This window comes from Stutzerimonas chloritidismutans AW-1 (genome assembly GCF_000495915.1).
In the GTDB taxonomy this organism is placed as follows: Bacteria; Pseudomonadota; Gammaproteobacteria; order Pseudomonadales; family Pseudomonadaceae; genus Stutzerimonas; species Stutzerimonas chloritidismutans.
Genome location: NZ_AOFQ01000054.1, coordinates 123,732 through 143,752, shown reverse-complemented (window position 1 = coordinate 143,752; position 20,021 = coordinate 123,732). Strand labels below are relative to the sequence as shown.

At 65.7% G+C, this 20,021-nt stretch carries 12 protein-coding genes and 1 pseudogene; 8 read left to right on the top strand and 5 right to left on the bottom strand.

Annotated elements, in window-relative coordinates:
• Window positions 1-148 precede the first annotated feature (148 nt).
• From F753_RS42010 to F753_RS42000, 3 genes are all read left to right on the top strand, one after another.
• On the top strand, window positions 149-589 hold the full coding sequence (locus F753_RS42010) for a c-type cytochrome (RefSeq protein WP_014819180.1): 441 nt from the start codon (window positions 149-151) through the stop codon (window positions 587-589).
• Between the two features lie 44 nt (window positions 590-633).
• Window positions 634-2,055, top strand: coding sequence for a cbb3-type cytochrome c oxidase subunit I (locus F753_RS42005; protein ID WP_023446216.1), 1,422 nt, complete (start codon window positions 634-636; stop codon window positions 2,053-2,055).
• Between the two features lie 82 nt (window positions 2,056-2,137).
• Window positions 2,138-3,979, top strand: coding sequence for a nitric oxide reductase activation protein NorD (locus F753_RS42000; RefSeq protein ID WP_014819182.1), 1,842 nt, complete (start codon window positions 2,138-2,140; stop codon window positions 3,977-3,979).
• Between the two features lie 197 nt (window positions 3,980-4,176).
• Here F753_RS42000 and malE (F753_RS41995) read toward each other — a convergent pair whose 3' ends face one another.
• The 3 genes from malE (F753_RS41995) to F753_RS41985 all read right to left on the bottom strand — a co-directional run bounded on the left by malE (F753_RS41995) (window position 4,177) and on the right by F753_RS41985 (window position 7,784).
• The gene (gene malE / locus F753_RS41995; RefSeq protein WP_031298088.1) at window positions 4,177-5,418 is read right to left on the bottom strand and encodes a maltose/maltodextrin ABC transporter substrate-binding protein MalE; all 1,242 of its coding nucleotides are present in this window, start codon (window positions 5,416-5,418) and stop codon (window positions 4,177-4,179) included.
• 48 nt (window positions 5,419-5,466) lie between these two features.
• A complete protein-coding gene (locus F753_RS41990) occupies window positions 5,467-6,390 on the bottom strand; it encodes a MalM family protein (RefSeq protein ID WP_023446214.1) in 924 nt (307 codons plus the stop codon).
• A 116-nt stretch (window positions 6,391-6,506) separates the two neighbouring features.
• Window positions 6,507-7,784 (bottom strand): maltoporin, encoded by a 1,278-nt coding sequence (locus F753_RS41985; protein WP_023446213.1) that lies wholly within the window; start codon window positions 7,782-7,784, stop codon window positions 6,507-6,509.
• A gap of 387 nt (window positions 7,785-8,171) precedes the next feature.
• Here F753_RS41985 and mta point away from each other — a divergent pair, with 387 nt between their 5' ends.
• The gene (gene mta / locus F753_RS41980) at window positions 8,172-9,827 is read left to right on the top strand and encodes a glucan 1,4-alpha-maltotetraohydrolase (protein WP_023446212.1); all 1,656 of its coding nucleotides are present in this window, start codon (window positions 8,172-8,174) and stop codon (window positions 9,825-9,827) included.
• A 159-nt stretch (window positions 9,828-9,986) separates the two neighbouring features.
• On the opposite strand, the gene F753_RS41975 is transcribed toward mta, so the two are convergent.
• Both F753_RS41975 and F753_RS41970 read right to left on the bottom strand, forming a co-directional pair.
• The gene (locus F753_RS41975; RefSeq protein WP_023446211.1) at window positions 9,987-11,102 is read right to left on the bottom strand and encodes a protein kinase family protein; all 1,116 of its coding nucleotides are present in this window, start codon (window positions 11,100-11,102) and stop codon (window positions 9,987-9,989) included.
• Entirely contained in the window at window positions 11,099-13,171 is a 2,073-nt protein-coding gene (locus tag F753_RS41970) for an alpha-amylase (protein WP_023446210.1), read from the bottom strand. Before F753_RS41970 ends, F753_RS41975 begins: the two co-directional genes overlap by 4 nt.
• A gap of 251 nt (window positions 13,172-13,422) precedes the next feature.
• On the opposite strand from F753_RS41970, the pseudogene malE (F753_RS41965) reads away from it, so the two are divergent.
• The 4 genes and pseudogenes from malE (F753_RS41965) to malT all read left to right on the top strand — a co-directional run bounded on the left by malE (F753_RS41965) (window position 13,423) and on the right by malT (window position 19,993).
• Window positions 13,423-14,618: pseudogene (malE, locus tag F753_RS41965) on the top strand (maltose/maltodextrin ABC transporter substrate-binding protein MalE).
• Window positions 14,619-14,685: 67 nt separating this feature from the next.
• Window positions 14,686-16,251: a maltose ABC transporter permease MalF gene (gene malF, locus F753_RS41960; RefSeq protein WP_023446208.1), complete on the top strand. Its 1,566-nt coding sequence runs from the start codon at window positions 14,686-14,688 to the stop codon at window positions 16,249-16,251.
• 10 nt (window positions 16,252-16,261) lie between these two features.
• Window positions 16,262-17,152, top strand: a complete 891-nt coding sequence (malG, locus tag F753_RS41955) for a maltose ABC transporter permease MalG (protein WP_023446207.1) — start codon at window positions 16,262-16,264, stop codon at window positions 17,150-17,152.
• Window positions 17,153-17,245: 93 nt separating this feature from the next.
• Complete coding sequence (gene malT, locus F753_RS41950) at window positions 17,246-19,993, top strand: HTH-type transcriptional regulator MalT (RefSeq protein WP_023446206.1); 2,748 nt, start codon at window positions 17,246-17,248, stop codon at window positions 19,991-19,993.
• Window positions 19,994-20,021 lie beyond the last annotated feature (28 nt).

Below are 20,021 nucleotides of genomic sequence, written 5' to 3'. Positions count from 1 at the left end.
TGCAGCCCCGTGGCGTCTGGCTTTGCGCCCCTCCTGACGTATCTCCAGAAAGCCCTACTGCCACGTTCAGGTTTTTCTTGATTGCCATCAAGCAGGTTTCGATAGCCCCCTTCTTAAACTGGCCACGCCAAGCCATGAGGAGGCGACCATGTCCGAGACCTTCACCAAAGGAATGGCCAGGAATATCTACTTCGGAGGAAGCGTGTTCTTCTTCCTGGTGTTCCTCGGTCTTACCTACCACACAGAGCAGACTTTCCCCGAACGCACGAACGAATCGGAAATGACCGAAGCGGTAGTACGGGGCAAGGCAGTCTGGGAAAACAACAACTGCATCGGCTGCCACAGCCTGCTCGGTGAAGGCGCCTACTTCGCGCCGGAGTTGGGCAACGTGTTCGTCCGTCGTGGTGGTGAAGAGGCCTTCAAGCCCTTCCTGCACGCCTGGATGAAGGCCCAGCCACTCGGCGCCCCCGGTCGTCGTGCGATGCCCCAGTTCAATCTGACCGAACAGCAAGTTGACGATATGGCGGAGTTCCTCAAGTGGACTTCGAAGATCGATACCAACAACTGGCCGCCAAACAGGGAGGGTTGATTGATGGACGTCTTTGTTTCCGATTTCACTGGAGGGGCCACGAGATGAGCATCATCAATCCGCATCTCAAATTCCAATCGCAGGCCGTTGCCAAACCCTACTTCGTGTTTGCACTGATCCTGTTCGTCGGTCAGATCCTGTTCGGTCTGATCATGGGGCTGCAGTACGTCATCGGTGACTTCCTGTTCCCGCTGCTGCCATTCAACGTGGCACGGATGGTTCACACCAACCTGCTGATCGTCTGGTTGCTGTTCGGCTTCATGGGGGCGGCCTACTACCTCATTCCCGAGGAAGCGGACCGCGAACTGCACAGTCCGAAACTGGCCATCATCCTGTTCTGGGTGTTCGCCGCGGCCGGCGTGCTGACCATTCTCGGTTATCTCTTCGTGCCCTATGCCGGGCTGGCGGAAATGACCAAGAACGAACTGCTGCCGACCATGGGACGCGAGTTCCTCGAGCAGCCGACGATCACCAAGATCGGCATCGTGGTGGTGGCCCTGGGCTTCCTCTACAACGTCGGCATGACCATGCTCAAGGGTCGCAAGACCGTGGTCAGCACGGTGATGATGACCGGTCTGATCGGCCTCGCGGTGTTCTTCCTGTTCTCCTTCTACAACCCCGAGAACCTTGCACGCGACAAGTACTACTGGTGGTTCGTCGTGCACCTGTGGGTGGAAGGCGTGTGGGAACTGATCATGGGTTCGATGCTGGCCTTCGTCCTGATCAAGATCACCGGCGTGGACCGCGAAGTGGTCGAGAAGTGGCTGTACGTGATCATCGCCATGGCTCTGATCACCGGCATCATCGGTACGGGTCACCACTTCTTCTGGATCGGCGCACCGACCGTGTGGCTGTGGCTGGGCTCGATCTTCTCCGCCCTGGAACCGCTGCCGTTCTTCGCCATGGTGCTGTTCTCGCTGAACATGGTTAACCGTCGTCGCCGCGAGCATCCGAACAAGGCCGCTTCGCTGTGGGCCATCGGCACCACCGTGACTGCCTTCCTCGGTGCCGGCGTGTGGGGCTTCCTGCACACCCTGGCTCCGGTGAACTACTACACCCACGGTTCGCAGCTGACTGCCGCACACGGCCACCTGGCCTTCTACGGTGCCTACGCGATGATCGTGATGACCATGATCAGCTACGCCATGCCGCGTCTGCGTGGCCTGGGCGAAGCACCGGATGCACGTGCTCAGCGCATCGAAGTATGGGGCTTCTGGCTGATGACCATCTCCATGGTCGCGATCACCCTGTTCCTCACCGCAGCCGGCGTGGTGCAGGTGTGGCTGCAGCGGATCCCTGCCGATGGCGCTGCCATGTCGTTCATGAACACCGCTGACCAGCTGGCCATCTTCTTCTGGCTGCGCCTGATCGCCGGGGTGTTCTTCTTGATCGGCCTGGTCTGCTACCTGTACAGCTTCCGCCAGCGCGGTCGGGTATCGGTCGTAGCAGCTGCCGCCGCGGCCTGAGACGAGTCGCAATGAGGATCGACGGCCCGACTGGTAACAGCGGGCCGTTTTGCTTTTTCAGTGCCTGCACGGAGTAACCGCCATGGCCTTTACCATCGAAGTGGAAGAGTGGGTCGGTAGTGTCTGGCACCGCTTCATCACCCGTCGCGCCAACCCGGATTTTCCGGAAGCACGGGTCGAGCTCGAGAGCATGCAGCGGCCGCTGTCGCTGCTGTTCCGCGCCATGGGTGGCGCCAGCGGGGTCGGCGTAGAAGCCGCCAGCGCGCGTGATCTGCTGCTCAGGCGCAACCTGCTGCAACAGGTCGCCGGGACCTGCAAGCAACTGCCGGTGGCCTGGTGCGACGCCAGCAACCTGCGGCTGCCGCAAAGCCTGGCGGTCTATCCGGAAGTCTCGCTGAACCAGGATCTGTATCGCTGGCTGGCGCTGCTCGCCGCGCAGGCCGGGCCGATGCGCCACTGGGCGCGCGACAACCAGCGCTGGACGCAGGCAATCCTTGAACATTTTCCGGCCATGCGCCCGCGCTATCAGCGTCTGGTCGAAGCCCATCTGCAGCTGCGCCCGGACCCGAGCCAGCTGCCCAAGGCCGAGGCCGCGCTGGAAGCGGCGCTGTGCCAGGCCCTGCGCGAGCCGGGCAGTGTCAGCCAGTTTCCACGCAGCGAGCGCGCGCCCTGGCCGCTGCCACTGTGGCTGTATCCGGCGGACAACCTCGGTGAACCCCAGGCCGCCCAGCGCGCCGAGGAAGGCGAGGGCAATCTGGAAACCCCACCCGGCGGCGAATCGCGCCAGCGCAAGCGCGCCCGGCGGGTGGACGAGAGCTCCAGCAAGGGCGGCCTGCTGCTGTTCCGGCTGGAGAACCTGTTCAGCTGGTCCGAGCACATCGAGCTGGACCGCTGCGGCGACGACACCGAAGACCTCGACGCGGCCCGCGTCGCCGAGGATCTCGACGAGCTGGCGCTGTCCCGTCAGCGCATGCGCCAGGGCGGCGGCCTCAAGCTCGATCTGGACCTGCCAGCCGCGGATTTTGACGATGTGCCGTTGGGTGAAGGCATCAAGCTGCCCGAGTGGGACTATCGCAAGCAGTGCCTGCAGAAGGATTTCGTCAACCTGCAGCTGATGCTGCCCCGCGGCGCCGAGGCCAAGCCGTTGCCGCTGCACCTGTCGCCGCTGGCGCGGCGTTTGCGTCGGCAGTTCGAACACCTGCGCAACGACCGTCAATGGCTGCGCCAGCAACCGCAGGGTTCGGAGTTGGACATGCAGGCCTGGCTCGATTTTCACGTCGAGCGGCAGAACGGCCAGTGTGCCGAACGTGGCCTGTTCATGGAGCAACGGCAGAATCGCCGCGACCTGGCCTGCCTGCTGCTGGCCGACCTGTCCATGTCCACCGACGCGCACCTGGACAACGAGCACCGAGTGATCGATGTGGTCATCGACAGCCTGCTGCTGTTCGGCGAAGCACTGTCGGCGGTGGGCGATCCGTTCGCGCTGTACGGCTTCTCGTCGCTGCGTCGCCAGCAGGTGCGCATGCAGGAGCTGAAGAGCTTCCGCCAGCCCTATGGCGATGAAACCCGCGGCCGTATCCAGGCGCTCAAGCCCGGCTATTACACCCGCATGGGTGCGGCCATCCGCCAGGCCACCGAGCTGCTTGGCAACTGCAAGCAGCGGCGCAAGCTGTTGCTGCTGGTCACCGACGGCAAGCCGAACGATCTGGACCTCTATGAAGGCCGCTACGGCGTCGAAGATACCCGCCAGGCCGTCATGGAAGCGCGCAAGCAGGGTCTGCTGCCGTTCTGCATCACCATCGACCGCGAGGCCGGTGACTATCTGCCGTACATGTTCGGGGCCAACGGCTACACCCTGATCAAGGAGCCGCAACAGCTGCCGTTCCGCCTGCCGCAGCTGTACAAGCAGCTGACCCAGTCGTGATCGCAAAGAGAGATGCACGATGTGCGTCGTATCGGAACGCTGGCGCCGTAGCGGATGATCATCGCCTTCGCGAAGCGTATCGCCGCTCGGCCGGTCTGCAGCCCTACTGCAGCGAGGGCTGATGGGGTTGAGCGAACTTGGGGCGGCTAATCGAGCCTCGCCCCGTGCGCAAACCATCCTCCAACATTGGCCATGCGTTATTTCTGCTCGGCCACATCAGGGCTCAAGGGGTAGTGGCGGCGGCGCCATGACTGCATCTGAGCTCCCTTTGCCAGTCGTTCAGCAATATGGGTAAGGGTTTCCGCAATGGGTTTTTGACCGTTGAGCATCGGCTCCATCCGCGGCGTGACCAGCGCCCAGAAGCGCTTCATCTCTGGGATGTCCGGCATGATTTCGCCCGCCTGTGCCGAGGCATACGTGTGCGCTATCAGCGGGTCGTGACGCAGACGCTCCATCAGCGCCAGGTTGGCCACTGCGCCCAGAGGCTTTTCTGCGTGGATCCGCGCCAGGCCATCAGGGCTGGTCAGGTAGTCCTCAATGAAGCGATGGGCCGCGGCCTTGTTCGGGCTGTTGCTGTTGATCGCAGCAGCGAGTACGCCAACAAACGGCTTGCCTTTGCGTGCTGGGTCGGCGGTGGGAATGTCGGCGATGCCGAAGCGGATATCGGCCTGACGTACTTCGTTCCAGGCCCAGGGGCCGTTGATGATCATCGCCGTACGTCCCGCCTTGAAGCCCTCCATCATGCTCTGGTAAGTAGCGCCGGAGTCCAGGGTCTGGTTGTCGAGCAAGCGCTTGATCGACTCCATGCCCTCGATGGCGCCGGGGGTGTTCAGGCCGATGTCAGAAAGGTCGTAGATGCCGTTCGTTTTCTTCAGGCTGTAGCCGCCGCTGCCGGCGATGATCGGCCAGGAGAAGTAGAGGTTGCGGTAGTCCCATTCGATGGCGCGCTTGCCCTCGGCACGTAGTCTCCGGTCCAGCGCCTCGACCTCCGCCAGGCTGCTGGGTGGCTCGGGCACAAGGTCGCGGTTATAGATCAGGCCGACCACCTCGGTCGCCAGCGGATAACCGTAGTAATGATTGCCGACGGTCATCGCTTCCCAGGCGAAGGCTGGTGCACGCGCCAGGGCTTCCGGACTGGGGGTGACCGGCGCGAGCAGGCCATTGTTGATCCAAGAACCAAAACGATCATGGGCAAAGATGACGATGTCCGGCCCCTTGCTGGTCGTCGCCAGCCGGTCGAACTGGACGGCGAGATCCTCGGGGGTGGCGACGGTGACTGGAATGCCGCTGGCTTTGCTGAAGTTCTGGCCGATTTCGCCCAAGGCGTTGTAGCCCTTGTCCTGGTTGATCCAGATCGTCAGGGCATCGCGCTCCAGCGCCAATGCGGGAGTGTTGAGAAGTATGGTCAGGAGGATCAAGGCAGATCTTATAGTTGTCATCGCTGCATCCTGCGTTGTGTCGGGGCGTCCGAGCCGCCCCGTGTGCGGTCACTTAATCTGGATGCGCTCCAGCAGATACCCCTTGGCGCCGCTGTCACCCACTCGCGTCGCTTCGTCGGCCAGACGCAGCGCGCGTTCGAGGTCCTTCTGCGCCAGCGCGGCATCGATCGCCTGGCGGTAGTAGGCCGAGGTTTCCGGCAGCACTGCCGGGGCCGGCGCGACGGGCAGTTCGTTGCCCATCTCCTGGCCGATGCTGTAGCCCGGCACGTAGCCCTTGGCGGTCGAGCCGGCGGCACTGTCGGGGATCATCACCAGCTTGATCACACCCACCGGGGAGTGCTGCGCCACCGGATCGGGAATGCTCGGCGGCTCGTTGCCCAGCGCCTTGGCGTAGGCCTTGGCCGGGTGCTGCAGAACGGTCTGGCCGGCCATCTGCGCCTCGCTGGTGTAGAGGATCAGATAGCGCTCGTTGCCCGGGTGCTCCGGCTGCGAGCGGTCGATGCGCAGGCGCGCGTCCAGGCTGTCACCCTTGAGCCCGGTCGGCGGAACGTAGACGAAATCGTCGGCATCCAGCAGGCGGGTCGGGCGCATGCGGCTGTCCAGCAGCATGGCGTTGGGCGCGAGCACGCTGCTGCCGGCCTGGCTGTACAGGCGCAGCTCGAACGACGGGCCGCCGGCCGGCAGCTTGAAGGCGCGCAAGAAGCTCTTGCCGGTTTCGAAGGCATAGGCCGGGGCCTGGCTGTCGATCACGACATTGCCGCTGAAGCCCGCCTCCAGCGGCTGGTACGGCAGCTGGTCGAGACCGCTGCAGCAGGACGGCGCGGCGGCCAGCGCGGCACGGGCCTGTTCGACCGAGCCTTGCAGCGGCGCCGGGCTGGCGGCAAGGGCGTCGACCCGACGCAGCGGTTCGCTACTGCAGCCGGCCAGCGCCAGGGCGATCAGCCCGGCGGCGAGAAGGGATAGAGGATGCATGGCGGTTCTCCGGATAAAAAATGCCCCGACCTGCCAGAGTCGGGGCAAAAGGCACCGTCTGGACGGTGGGAGCGGAAAGGCTGCCGTTGCGTGCAACGGCGTTCAGCCGGCGCGGTTTACCACCAGGCCTCGGCCTGGACGCCGAAGGTGAGGCCGTCGTCGTCGCCGGCGTCGATGGACTCGCTGGCGGCGTTGTACTTGCCGCCGTCCCACATGGCGTAGGTGGCGAACACACGGATCTGCGGACGTGCCCAGAAGCTGCGGCCGGCCGACCACTGCTGGGCCAGGGTGACTTTCTTCAGGTCGCGGGACTTCTCGCCCTTGGCCTGCGGGTCGATATGGTCGTAGCCGAACTCCAGCGCGGTGCTCATGGTGTTGGTCCACTTGTACACCGGGCGCACGCCGAACGAGGTCCAGGTCTGCCCCGAGTCGTTGTCGAAGTCCTTATCCTCGTAGATCTGCACGTACATCATCTCGATGTCGTCGGTCAGGCCGACCACGCCCTGGTTGACCAGACGGAACATCTTGCCGTCGCTGTTGCCGGTGCTGTTGCGCCCGGTGCTGCCGATGATGCCGTCGGTGCCGTACTGCAGGGCGAGCTTGTTGAAGCCGCCGAACCAGTTGCCCTGGATGTGCTGTACGGTGACCAGATGACCCTTCTGGTTGGTGTAGCCGGGGTCCTTCTCCTGGAGGTCGCTCAGGTTGGCCTTGCCATAGTCGTAGCCGAGCTCCAGCTTGGCGTCGGTGTTGAAGTCGATGTCGGTCAGGCGCAGGTCGAGGGTGTCGTTGGCCACGTTGGTACCGGTGCCGGTGCCTTCGTCGACGTAGTTGCTATCGTTGTTGCGCATCCAGGCCACGTGCGCCTTGGCGAAGCCCAGGTCGATGTCCTCGATACCGGCGCCGGGGCCGGAGACGTCCCAGTAGTAGTAATCGTTGATGTGCACGTCGTTGCGCTTGTAGTAGCGCTTGCCGGCCCACAGGGTGGCGCCGGGCAGGGCCGGCAGGAAGTTCTTGGCCTGCACGTTGAACTGGCGGATCGAGCTGGTGCCGTTGTTGAAGGCACTTCCGCCTTCGCTGTCGGTGGCTTCCCAGTCGTTAGCCTGGTCCGACTTGTAGGCGATCATGCTGTCGATATAGAAGCTCTGCTCGCCTTCCTTCCATACCTCATGGCCGAGACCGATCTCGGCATAGGTCTCGCATTCGTTGCCGAGGCGGTACTTGGCCGGTGCGCCGGCCGCCTGGAAGCAGGCCTGGTCGCCGCCGCCCGCGGTGGCACCGACACCGGAACGCATATAGCCGTGGAAATCGACCGCCAGGGCCGGGCCGCCGACCAGCAGGGCGGCAAGCAGGCAGGCGGGTTTGAGGACGAACAGGGGGTGCGCGGTGTGCTTCATGACGAGGTCCTTGTTTTTCTTGTTAATGCCGAACGATCACGCCGGCGCTGCCTGCTGCGGCAACGCCGATCGGTGGCGCAAAGCGTCGGGGATGGGGCCCGGAGCGCCATCCTCCCGGCCAGAGATTTCGCTGGCGCAGCTCGAGGGCGTAATCGGTATGAGTGCGGCGTAATCCCAGGGGCGGGGTCGCTACGGGTGGGGCGCAGATGATTGCCACGGGCCTTCCGCCTGGCCACTACGCCGCCTCGAACGCGCGCAGGGAGGTTGGTCGCGAGCGGGCCCAGGGGCAGCCTGCCCAGGTCGGTCGAAGGTGCGGCCGGCGTTCATCCTCATTCGGCAGTCCGTTGCCGGATACCCGCGAACAAGCACAAGAACCGGAGTATTGCGATGAGCCAGACCCTACGTGCCGCCGTATTGGCGGCGATCCTGCTGCCGTTCCCCGCCCTCGCTGACCAGGCCGGCAAGAGCCCGGCCGGTGTGCGCTACCACGGCGGCGACGAAATCATCCTCCAGGGCTTCCACTGGAACGTCGTCCGCGAAGCGCCCAACGACTGGTACGACATCCTTCGCCAGCAGGCCTCGACGATCGCCGCGGACGGCTTCTCGGCAATCTGGATGCCGGTGCCCTGGCGTGACTTCTCCAGCTGGACCGACGGCGGCAAGTCCGGCGGCGGCGAAGGCTACTTCTGGCACGACTTCAACAAGAACGGCCGCTACGGCAGCGACGCTCAGCTGCGCCAGGCCGCCGGCGCGCTCGGTGGCGCCGGGGTCAAGGTGCTCTACGATGTGGTGCCCAATCACATGAACCGCGGCTACCCGGACAAGGAGATCAACCTGCCGGCCGGCCAGGGCTTCTGGCGCAACGACTGCGCCGACCCGGGCAACTACCCCAACGACTGCGATGACGGTGACCGCTTCATCGGCGGCGAGTCGGACCTGAACACCGGCCATCCGCAAATCTACGGCATGTTTCGCGACGAGCTCGCCAACCTGCGCAGCGGCTACGGCGCCGGCGGCTTCCGCTTCGACTTCGTTCGCGGCTATGCGCCGGAGCGGGTCGACAGCTGGATGAGCGACAGCGCCGACAGCAGTTTCTGCGTTGGCGAGCTGTGGAAAAGCCCGTCCGAGTACCCGAGCTGGGACTGGCGCAACACGGCGAGCTGGCAGCAGATCATCAAGGACTGGTCGGACCGGGCCAAGTGCCCGGTGTTCGACTTCGCTCTCAAGGAGCGCATGCAGAACGGCTCGGTCGCCGACTGGAAACATGGCCTCAATGGCAACCCCGACCCGCGCTGGCGCGAGGTGGCGGTGACCTTCGTCGACAACCACGACACCGGCTACTCGCCCGGGCAGAACGGTGGTCAGCACCACTGGGCGCTGCAGGACGGGCTGATTCGCCAGGCCTACGCCTACATCCTCACCAGCCCGGGGACGCCGGTGGTGTACTGGTCGCACATGTACGACTGGGGCTACGGCGACTTCATCCGCCAGCTGATCCAGCTGCGTCGCGCCGCTGGTGTGCGTGCCGATTCGGCGATCAGCTTCCACAGCGGCTACAGCGGCCTGGTCGCTACCGTCAGCGGCAGCCAGCAGACCCTGGTGGTGGCGCTCAACTCCGATCTGGCCAACCCCGGCCAGGTCGCCAGCGGCAGCTTCAGCGAGGCGGTCAACGCCAGCAACGGCCAGGTGCGCGTCTGGCGCAGCGGTAGCGGCGATGGCGGCGGGAATGACGGCGGCGAGGGAGGTCTGGTCAATGTGAACTTCCGCTGCGACAACGGTGTGACGCAGATGGGCGACAGCGTCTACGCGGTGGGCAACGTCAGCCAGCTCGGCAACTGGAGCCCGGCCTCCGCGGTGCGGCTGACCGATACCACCGCCTACCCGACCTGGAAGGGCAGCATCTCCCTGCCTGCCGGCCAGGATGTGGAATGGAAATGCCTGATCCGCAACGAGGCCAACGCAACGCTGGTGCGGCAATGGCAGGGCGGGGCGAACAACAGGCTGACGCCCAGTGAGGGCGCCACCACGGTTGGCCGGCTCTAGCCGGACGCGGTATCTGCGGCCCGCCTCGCCATCGTGAGGCGGGCTCTTTTCGTTGCTGGCACCGTCGCGATGGGCTGAAGCCCAGCGTTTCAGCGCTTCGGTCAGGCAACGCCCCCTCGGCTAGCGCACTTTCCACCGCTGCCGCAGCAGCGCAGCTCACTACCCTTCGGCGCTCTGCATATCGCCCAGCTGCCAGCCAACGGCCTGTGCTTCCGCCAGGCGCAGGTCGTTCAGCAGCGCTTCGCGGTCCGGCTGTCGTTCGTTGGCCAGCGCGCCACTGGCGAGCAGATCGGCATGCTGGGCAGTGGCTTTAGCCCGGAGCCAGGCCAGGCGCTGCAGGGTCAGTGGCGTGCAGCTCTGTCCACTGAGGTCGTCCTTCACGTCCAGCCAGTGCGAGCGCCAGGCTTCCTGCAGGTACAGCCCGCCCAGATCGCCAGCCAGCGCGTTGCGCCAGCGACGCATCAGGCCGCTCAGCCAGTCCAATACCGTTTCGCTTGCGCCGCGGCCAGTCAGCTCTCGATGCAACCGCTGGTAGGCATCCAGCGCGATGCGTTTCTCCAGCTCGAAATCGGCCAGTGCCCATGTCTCGCTTTGTTGCTCCATACGCAGCAGGCAGGCAAACAGCTGCCGTGTCTCGAAACGTTCGGCGGGATGAAAGCCAGGCGAGGCCAGGCCGTCGCTGTTGTACTGGCGCAGCGGGTCGAAGGGGTAGAGGTAGCCAAAATCAAACAGGCGGATGCGGCCATCGTCCAGGGTGTTGCCCGGTGCCAGATCCCACTCGAACAGGCCAGCCAGCACCAAGACGATCAGCAGGTCGAACAGCTCGACGAGCTGACGCTCATCCCAGCGATCGATGCGCCGGCCTTCGACCCAGGGCGACAGCACGATGCCCTGCTGCAGCGAGGCGTACTGCGTCGGCACGATGCCGGCCAGGCGTTCGGCCTGCTCCGGCGTGCGCATCAGCCGGGCAAGGTCGCGGCGGCGCTGCAGCTCGTTGAGAAAGCTCGTCTGGCCATCGGGGTTCTGCACACGACAGGGCCGCCGGGCGACCTTCAGCGCCCAGTCGTGGCCGGCCAGCTCCACGCGGTAGACGCGCGCAGTCAGACCGTCGTCGAGGCAGGCACGCACCCAGGGCTCGTCGCCGCGCACCGCCGCCAGCTGTTCCGGCGGCAACGGGCAATCCTCGGCGCGGCCCAGGCGAAACTCGGTGCCGCTGGCGAGAAAGGCCAGCTGGGCCTGACGCCGCGCCGCTGCGGTCAGCGAGGCGGCACTCATCGGGCCTGCACCACGATGACCTTGTCCTCGCCCAGTTCACGAGCGAAGGCATAGGGCTGGCCGGACGACAGCAGTCGATGCGTACCCGCGCCGATCGCCGGATGGCGCGCGCGGAACTGGCCTACCCGCTGCCAGTAATCGATCAGACCGGCGATCTCCGGGCGCTCGTGCTCGTCCCAGTTCATCGGGCTGCGCGTGCCCTGGAAGGGGTCCGAACCTGTGGGCCCGAAGGCGCGGGCGCTTTCGTCGCCGTAATAGACCTGCACCGCGCCGGGCGCCAGCAGCAGGGCGGCGGCGAGCCCGCGCTGACGCGCCAGGTCGCCCTTGGCCAGCTGGTTGAACAGCGCGGTGTCATGCGACGAGGCGTAGCTCAGCAGGTTGTGCCCGGGCGTTTCGGCCAGGCGCCGGGCATAGTCGGCGTAGCTGGGCTCGGCGGCAGCCAGGCAGTCGCTGGCGGCCAGCGCCTGATCCTGGAAGGCGAAGTTGATCAGCGCGTCGAAACCCTGGTCCAGATAGTCACTGGCCTCGGGGCCGTGACCGAACACTTCGCCGACCATCCAGAACGGCTCGTCGGCCATGGGATCGTCCGGGTTGGCGCGGGCCCAGTCGGCGCGGGCGCGCTCGGCCGCCACGCGCAGCTCGGCCCAGGTCGAGGGTTCGACATGCTTGACGGTGTCGGCACGGAAGCCGTCGACGCCGAACTCGCTCACCCAGCCGGTCAGCCATTCGATCAGGTAATCGCGCACCCGGTAGCCTTCGCGTGGCTCGGCGCGGGTCTGCGCCTTGCGCGCGAGAAACTCCGGCAGCGCGACGACCGCCTCGGATTCGGTGCGGAAATCCGGCAGGAAGGCCAGCGAGCCCTTGAGCGGATCGACCGTGCTGCTGGGTGGCGTGTCGTAGTCGGCGATGCCCGCCCGCACCCAGTCGCGGCCCCACCAGGCGGCCCAGCTCGGGTGCTCGTAATCCACCAGGTTGTGGTAGGCGTGCAGATTCTCGTGGGCTTCCGGCTGCCAGGTTGTCCACTGCTCGGGCAGGTACTCGGCCATACCGTCGCGCAGAGCACCGAAGCCGAGCTGCTGCATGTCCTGCAGGGTCGAGTAGCCCGGATGGTTGAGCACCACATCGAACAGTACGCGGATGCCGCGGGCATGGGCCGCGCTGATGAGCGCGCGCAGGTCGTCTTCGCTGCCCATGTTGGCGTCGAGCTGAGTGAAGTCCAGCGCGTAGTAGCCGTGGTAACCGTAGTGGCGGAAGTCGCCGCGATCGCCGCCGCCGACCCAGCCGTGGATCTGCTCGTAGGGCGCGCTGATCCACAGCGCGTCGACGCCGAGGCTGGCGATATGGTCGAGGCGTTCGGTCAGTCCCTTGAGATCCCCGCCGTGGAAGGTGCCGATCTCCTCGGCGCCATCCGGTGCGCGGCCATAGCTGCGGTCGTTGTCCGGGTCACCGTTGGCGAAGCGGTCGGTGAGCACGAAGTAGACGATCGCGTTGCGCCAGTCGCGTGCGACCGGCTGCTCGGTCGCTTCGGCGCGTTCGAGCAGCAGCAGACCGTCACTGCCAGCGGCGGGTTGCAGCCTGACCCGGCCGTCGCGGACCACCGCCGTGGCGCCGGACAGCGCGTCGCGCAGGGTTTCGCCGTCGCGGAACACCTCGCCAACGGTCACCTCCACTGCGCCGCCCTCCCATGGCTTGCAGACCGCGGTGGCTGCCTGCGGCTCGGCGGCCTTGATAGGCAGCAGGCGCAGGGCCGGCGCGGCGCCGGTCTCGACGATCAGCCGATAGCGTCCGGCCTCGGGCACTTCGTAGCGGTAAATGCTGTCTGTGCCAAGCGGCTGACGGCGAAAGGGCGCAAGGGCCACGGCCTCGCCACTGGCCTGGGGCATGCGCAACTGCAGCTGGCCGGGCGCGAGACTGAGCTCGATGTCGTAGCGGTCGCTGGCCAGGGCATTCCAGCTCAGCGGCAGCGGCTGGCCATCCAGCCGGGCGGCCAGCTCGGGATCGGCCAGTACGGGCAGCGGAAGGGTGAGTCCGATCAGCAGCGACAGGGCGGTTAGGCGGTGGGCACGCATCGAAGTGGCTCCATTATGCTTTTTCGCCACATTTGACTGCGCGTTGGCTGCCAGGTATAGGCGTAAGCGCTAGGCTGATGGCGTATTTTGTGCGCTTGCGGGCCACTGCCTACGCCCCACATCTACGCCCTCCGCCCCCTCGGGGAGGAGGATGTACATGGCACGGGACGCGCCGAGGATGGAACGACTGTCAGAGCCTCAGGCCGGCAGCAGGTGGAACAACAAATAAGAAGCCACGAGGAAAGCGAAGCATGAACAAGAAATTCTGGTGTATCGCCACCGTCGGCCTGGCGGCGACCTTCAGCCTGCCGCTACCGGCGCTGGCGGCGATCGAGGAAGGCAAGCTGGTCGTCTGGATCAACGGCGACAAGGGCTATAAAGGCCTGGCCGAAGTCGGCAAGAAGTTCACCGCCGAAACCGGCATTCCCGTCGAAGTGGCCCACCCCGACAGCGCCACCGACAAGTTCCAACAGGCAGCCGCCACCGGCAACGGCCCGGACATCTTCATCTGGGCCCACGACCGCATCGGCGAATGGGCCAAGAGCGGCCTGCTCATCCCCGTCACCCCCAGCGCGGACACCAAGTCGGGCATTGCCGACTTCTCCTGGCAGGCGGTGACCTACGACAACAAGCTGTGGGGCTACCCGATTTCGGTGGAAACCATCGGCCTGATCTACAACAAGGCGCTGGTGGACACCCCGCCGAAGAGTTTCGATGACGTCCTCGCGCTCAACGAAAAGCTCTCCGCGCAAGGCAAGCGCGCCATCCTCTGGGACTACAACAACACCTACTTCACCTGGCCGCTGCTTTCGGCCAAGGGCGGCTACGTGTTCGAACAGACCGACGGCGGCTACGACGTCAAATCCACCGGGGTGAACAACGCCGGCGCCAAGGCCGGCGCGCAGGTGCTGCGCGATCTGATCGACAAGGGCGTGATGCCCAAGGGCGCGGATTACAGCGTGGCCGAAGCGGCCTTCAATAAGGGTGACTCGGCGATGATGATCAGCGGCCCCTGGGCCTGGTCGAACATCGAGAAAAGCGGCATCGACTTCGGCGTGGCACCGATCCCTGCGGTCGATGGCGAGCCGAGCAAGCCCTTCGTCGGTGTCGCCGCGGCGCTGCTAAACGCGGCCAGCCCGAACAAGGACCTGGCCGTGGAATTCCTCGAGAACTACCTGCTGCAGGTCGAGGGTCTGAAGACGGTGAATGCCGACGTGCCGCTGGGTGCCGTGGCCAACACCGCCTACATGGAAGAGCTGTCCGCCAACCCGCACATCAAGGCGACCTTCGAGAACGCCCAGATGGGCAGGGGGGGGAGCCGATGCCCAATGTGCCGGAGATGGGGGCGTTCTGGTCGGCCATGGCTGCCGCGCTGACCAACATCTCTTCCGGTCGACAGGATGTCGACGCCGCTCTGGACGATGCCGCCAAGCGCATCACCCGTTGACCCGCTCGCCGGCCGCCTGTACAGGCGCGCCGGCAGACTAAGCTCCGTTCATAAAGGTTCTTCTCCCGTGAATGCCCGTGCCGAGTTGCCCAGCCCTGCCATGACCCGTTCGACTTCCCGGGGCCTGCCCCGCTCCCTGACCACCGGCCTGCGCTGGCTGCTTTGGCTGGCCTTCAACGCCTTCGCGCTGTATCTGGTGGTCGCGCTCTACGTCCAGAAGCAGATGGCCTTCGCTCTGCTCGGGCTGGTGGTCACCGGCATCGCCAGCTATCTGTTCATCAACCGGCGCATGTACGCGCAGCGCTACATCTTCCCGTCGGTGGCGGGCATGCTGGTATTCGTCATCTTCCCGCTGCTCTATACGGTGGGCATTGGCTTCACCAACTACAGTGGCACCAATCTGCTGAGTCAGGCCCAGGTTGAGCAGTATCACCTGAGCCAGACCTACCTCGCTGGCGAGCGGTTCCGCTTCAGCCTTCACCCGAGCCCGGAGGGCGAGCGCCTGCGCATCGACAAGGGCGAGCAGGGCGTGTTCGTCAGCCCGCCGCTGACCGGCGAGCCTGACGCCGAATCACCGCTGCTCCTGCAGCCGGCCGAAAGCGTCGAGGGGCTGGGCGATGCGCTGGCGTTGCGCGAGGTGATTCAGCGGCGCAAGGCCTTGGAGCAATGGGTGATGCAGGTGCCGGATGGCAGCCTGCTGCGCCTGTACGGATTGCGAGAAGTCGCCGCCGTGCAACCGGTCTATCGTCAGGATGGCCCCGGCGTACTGGTCGACACCCGCAGCGGCGCGCGCTTGACCGCCGATATGGAGCGCGGCTTCTATGTCGACGAGACGGGCAAGGCGGTGCCACCGGGCTTTACCGTGTTCACCGGCTTCGCCAACTTTTCCCGGGTGCTGACCGAACCGAGCATCCGCGAACCTTTCATGCAGATATTCGCCTGGACCTTCGCTTTCGCCGGCCTCACGGTGGTCTTCACCCTCGCGGTCGGTCTGGTGCTGGCCAGCCTGCTGCAATGGGAGCTGGTGCGCGGCAAGGCGTTCTACCGGCTGATGCTGATCCTGCCGTATGCGGTGCCGGCATTCATTTCCATTCTGGTGTTCCGCGGCCTGTTCAACCAGAACTTCGGCGAGATCAACCTGCTGCTCGACAGTCTGTTCGGCATGCGCCCGGACTGGTTCAGCGACCCGGCCCTGGCGCGCACGATGATCCTCATCGTCAATACCTGGCTCGGTTACCCCTACATGCTGCTGCTGTGCATGGGCCTCCTGCAGGCGATCCCGCGGGACCAATACGAGGCTTCGGCCATCGACGGCGCCAGTCCGCTGGACAACCTGCTGCGCATCCCCCTGCCGCAACTGATCAAGCCGCTGATGCCGCTGCTGATCGCAAGCTTCGCCTTCAACTTCAACAACTTCGTGCTCATTACCCTGTTGACCCGCGGTGGCCCGGACATCATCGGTGCGACCACCCCGGCCGGCACCACGGACCTGCTGGTGAGCTACACTTACCGCATCGCCTTCCAGGATTCCGGGCAGGACTTTGCCTTGGCCGCGGCGATTGCCACGATGATCTTCCTGCTGGTGGGCGCCATGGCGCTGCTCAACCTCAAACTCTCGAAAGTGAAGGTATAAGGAGACCCACATGGCCATGGTGCAACCCAGATCCGCCCGTTACCGGCTGTGGGCAACCCACGCGGCGCTGCTGGCGTTCGTTGCGGTGATCCTCTTTCCGCTGCTGATGGTGATCTCGATTTCCTTCCGCGAAGGCAACTTCGCCACCGGCAGCCTGTTTCCGGACAATCCGACCCTGGAGCACTGGTCGCTGGCTCTCGGCATCCCCTACACCCATGACGACGGCAGCGTCACCCAGCCGCCGTTCCCGGTGCTGTTGTGGCTGTGGAATTCGGTGAAGATCGCGCTGGCCAGCTCGGTGCTGATCCTGCTCCTGTCGACCACCAGCGCATACGCCTTCGCGCGCATGCGTTTCGGCGGCAAGGCGCCGATCCTGAAGAGCATGCTGATCTTCCAGATGTTCCCGCCGGTGCTCTCGCTGGTGGCCATCTACGCGCTGTTCGACCAGCTCGGCCAGCACGTCAGCTGGCTCGGGGTGAACAGCCACGGCGCGGTGATCGTCGCCTCGCTGGGCGGCATGGCACTGCACATCTGGACCATCAAGGGCTACTTCGAGAGCATCGACGCCTCGCTGGAGGAGGCTGCCATCGTCGATGGCGCGACCACCTGGCAGGCGTTCTTCCATATTCTGCTGCCGATGAGCGTGCCGATCCTGGCGGTGGTGTTCATCCTCGCCTTCATCACCAGCGTCACCGAATACCCCATCGCCTCGGTGCTGCTGATGGACGTCGACAAGCTCACCCTCTCGGTCGGCGCGCAGCAGTACCTCTATCCGCAGAATTACCTGTGGGGCGACTTCGCCGCCGCCGCGGTACTCTCCGGCCTGCCCATCACCGCCGTGTTCCTCTACTGCCAGAAGTGGATCGTCGGTGGCCTCACCGCCGGCGGGGTGAAGGGCTGACCACCTGAGTTGAACGAGGCGCAAGACCGGGGAGCGGGAGCGGTGCGAACCGGTGCGCCAGGCCATGACAAGAACAAGAACAGGGAACCGTCCATGAATGCCGCGATGCCACCTCTACTGCCATTGATCCCCACCAAGCTGGCGATCCCCATGCTGCCGCCGGGCCTGCTCGAACGGCCGCGCCTGGACGAGTGGCAGCAGCGCCTGCCGCAGGTGCGCCTGGCGGTGCTGCACGCCGCCAGCGGTTTCGGCAAGACCACCCTGGCGGCGCAGTGGGCGCGAGCCTTCGATGGACGTATCGCCTGGTTTCAGCTGCATGCCAGCGACAACCTGGGGCTGCAGTTCGGTCGCTACCTGACCCAGGCCCTGGACCGCCAGCTGGACGCCGGCTGTCCGCTGGCAGTGGCGCTGGCCGAGCAGGGCCGGGTGTCACTGGATGCGTTGTTCACTCAGCTACTGGCCGAACTGCCGGGCGAGCACGAAGCGATCCTGATCGTGCTCGACGAGTTCGAGGTGCTGCACGACGCCGAGTTGATCGCCGGCCTGCGCTTCTTCCTGCGCCATATGCCGAGCTGGATGACCCTGCTGGTATGCAGCCGGCGCCTGCCCGAACTGGGTGTCGCCGAGCTGCGGGTCAAGCATCAGCTGCTGCTGCTCGACGCGCGCCAGCTGGCCTTCGAGGATGACGAAGTGCAGGCGCTGCTGGAGCTGGGCGTGCCGGTCAGCATCAATCGCGAGCAGGTCGAGCGTCTCAACCGCCGCATCGGTGGCTGGCCCTGCGCGCTGCAGCTGGCCTTGCAGGAAGTGCAGACCAGCCGTGGCATGGACCTGTTCCTGGAGAACCTGCAGCTCGGCCACCCGGACATCCGCGACTACATGCGCGAACAGGTGATCGAGGGGCTGCCCGAGGACCTACGCGGTTTTCTCGAGGCGACCTGCCTGCTCGACCGCTTCGACGCCGCCCTGGCCGATCGTCTGACCGAGGCCTGTCACGGCCGCGAGATGCTCGAACGGCTCGAGCGTGGCGGCCTGTTCATCCAGCCGCTGGACAGCCTGCGCCGCTGGTACAGCTATCACCCGCTGTTCGCCGTGTTCCTCCAGGGCGAGCTGCGCACCCACCAGCCGCAGCGGGTCAACCAGTTGCACCTGCGTGCGGCCTCCGCGCTGCTGGCCGAGAACATGCCCGAGGAAGCCGCGCGCCATGCCGTACAGGCCGGCGACCCGCAGCAGGTCGACGAGATCCTGCAGCGCCACGGGCGGGCGTTCTATCGCCAGGGTCGTCTCGGGTTGCTGCAACAGTGCCTGGAAACCCTGCCGGAAGCGGTGATCGCCGGCTCGCCGCTGCTCACCCTGCTGCAGGCCTGGGTGTCGCAGAACTCCTATCAGTTCGATCACGTCGAGCGCTGGTTCAAGGCCGGCGAGCTGGCGCTGCAGCGCAGCTGCTCCGAGCAGGACTGGGCGCGCATCGTCTGCGAATTCAATGCCGTCCGCGCCCAGGTCGCGATGAACCAGGGCGACGAGCAGCGCGCCGTCGCCCTGGCCCAGGAGGCGCTGACCCGCGAGCCGCTGATCATGCGCACCTCACGGGTGGCGGCGATGTCGGGCCTGGCCGAGGCGCATTTCGTTCAGGGCGAACTGCCGCAGGCGCAGAAACAGTACGAGGAAGCCGAGCGCCGCGCGCGGGAGATCAATGCCTCGCACCTGGTGGTCTGGAGCCTCGGCCAGCTGTCGGAAATCGCCATCGCCCAAGGGCATCTGCAGAAGGCCTATACCCTGCAGGAGCGCGCCATCCAGTACATCGAGCAGCAGAACCTGCAAGCCACGCCCATCGTCGAGTTCATCTACCGGGTGCGCGGCCAGGTGCTGCTGGAATGGCACCAGCTGGACGCCGCCGAGCAGTGCGCGCTGCAGGGTATCCAGATACTCGACGAACTGGACGACCCACGCTGGCGCCTGCAGAGCTACGCGCTGCTGGCCGGCGTCGCCTACGCCCGCGGCCAGCAACACGCCTGCGCCGACTACATCGCTCAGCTGCAGACGATGCTCGCCGACGACCGCTACCACATCGACTGGCTGGCCAATGCCCACGCGATCATGCTCGCCTACTGGGACTCCAGCCAGGATCGCGAGGCGATCCGCCAGTGGCTGCTCAGCGCCCCGCCGGTGGGCGGCGGCGCCAACCACTTCGCCCAGCTCAATGCGCGCAACCACGCCCGTGCCCACCTGGCGCTGGGGCAGCTGGAGCGTGCCCTGCCGATCCTGCGCCAGCTGCTGACCGACGCCGAGCGCCACGGTCTGGAGATGGATCGCAACCGCAACCACATCCTCCTGGCGCAGCTGCACTGGTTGCGCGAGGAGCGCCAGCAGGCGCTGGATCACCTGCAGCGGGCCATGACCCTGGCCAGCGGCAGCGGCGCCATCGGCAGCTTCCTGCGCGTCGGCAAGCCGATCATCGGCATGCTCAAGTGCCTGCTGCACGAGCGCACCCTCGATGAAGCCGAGGCCCAGCGCGCCGCGCGCTTGATCCAGCTGGCGCAGCAGCAGCGCGATTTCAGCCGCGCCATCCGCATCACCCTCGACGAGGCGGTGATCCAGGACATCATCAATCGCCCCGACGTCCCCGAGCTGATCCGCCGCTCACCGCTGACCCGGCGCGAATGGCAGGTGCTGAGCCTGATCCACGCCGGGCAGTCCAACGAGCAGATCGCCGATCACCTCAACGTCGCGCCGACCACCATCAAGACGCACATCCGCAGCCTCTACCAGAAGCTCAACATCACCCACCGCAGTGAGGCGGTGCAGCTGGCGCGCGACCTGCTGAGCAAGATTCAGGGGGACTAGCGCCGCTCGCCGCCGCCGATGCGACCGG

What these genes read in the sequence shown, in the direction of transcription:
- F753_RS42010 (WP_014819180.1), top strand. Translation starts at nt 149, where the DNA reads ATGTCCGAGACCTTCACCAAAGGAATGGCCAGGAATATCTACTTCGGA.
- F753_RS42005 (WP_023446216.1), top strand. Translation starts at nt 634, where the DNA reads ATGAGCATCATCAATCCGCATCTCAAATTCCAATCGCAGGCCGTTGCC.
- F753_RS42000 (WP_014819182.1), top strand. Translation starts at nt 2,138, where the DNA reads ATGGCCTTTACCATCGAAGTGGAAGAGTGGGTCGGTAGTGTCTGGCAC.
- malE (WP_031298088.1), bottom strand. Translation starts at nt 5,418, where the DNA reads ATGACAACTATAAGATCTGCCTTGATCCTCCTGACCATACTTCTCAAC.
- F753_RS41990 (WP_023446214.1), bottom strand. Translation starts at nt 6,390, where the DNA reads ATGCATCCTCTATCCCTTCTCGCCGCCGGGCTGATCGCCCTGGCGCTG.
- F753_RS41985 (WP_023446213.1), bottom strand. Translation starts at nt 7,784, where the DNA reads ATGAAGCACACCGCGCACCCCCTGTTCGTCCTCAAACCCGCCTGCCTG.
- mta (WP_023446212.1), top strand. Translation starts at nt 8,172, where the DNA reads ATGAGCCAGACCCTACGTGCCGCCGTATTGGCGGCGATCCTGCTGCCG.
- F753_RS41975 (WP_023446211.1), bottom strand. Translation starts at nt 11,102, where the DNA reads ATGAGTGCCGCCTCGCTGACCGCAGCGGCGCGGCGTCAGGCCCAGCTG.
- F753_RS41970 (WP_023446210.1), bottom strand. Translation starts at nt 13,171, where the DNA reads ATGCGTGCCCACCGCCTAACCGCCCTGTCGCTGCTGATCGGACTCACC.
- malG (WP_023446207.1), top strand. Translation starts at nt 16,262, where the DNA reads ATGGCCATGGTGCAACCCAGATCCGCCCGTTACCGGCTGTGGGCAACC.
- malT (WP_023446206.1), top strand. Translation starts at nt 17,246, where the DNA reads ATGAATGCCGCGATGCCACCTCTACTGCCATTGATCCCCACCAAGCTG.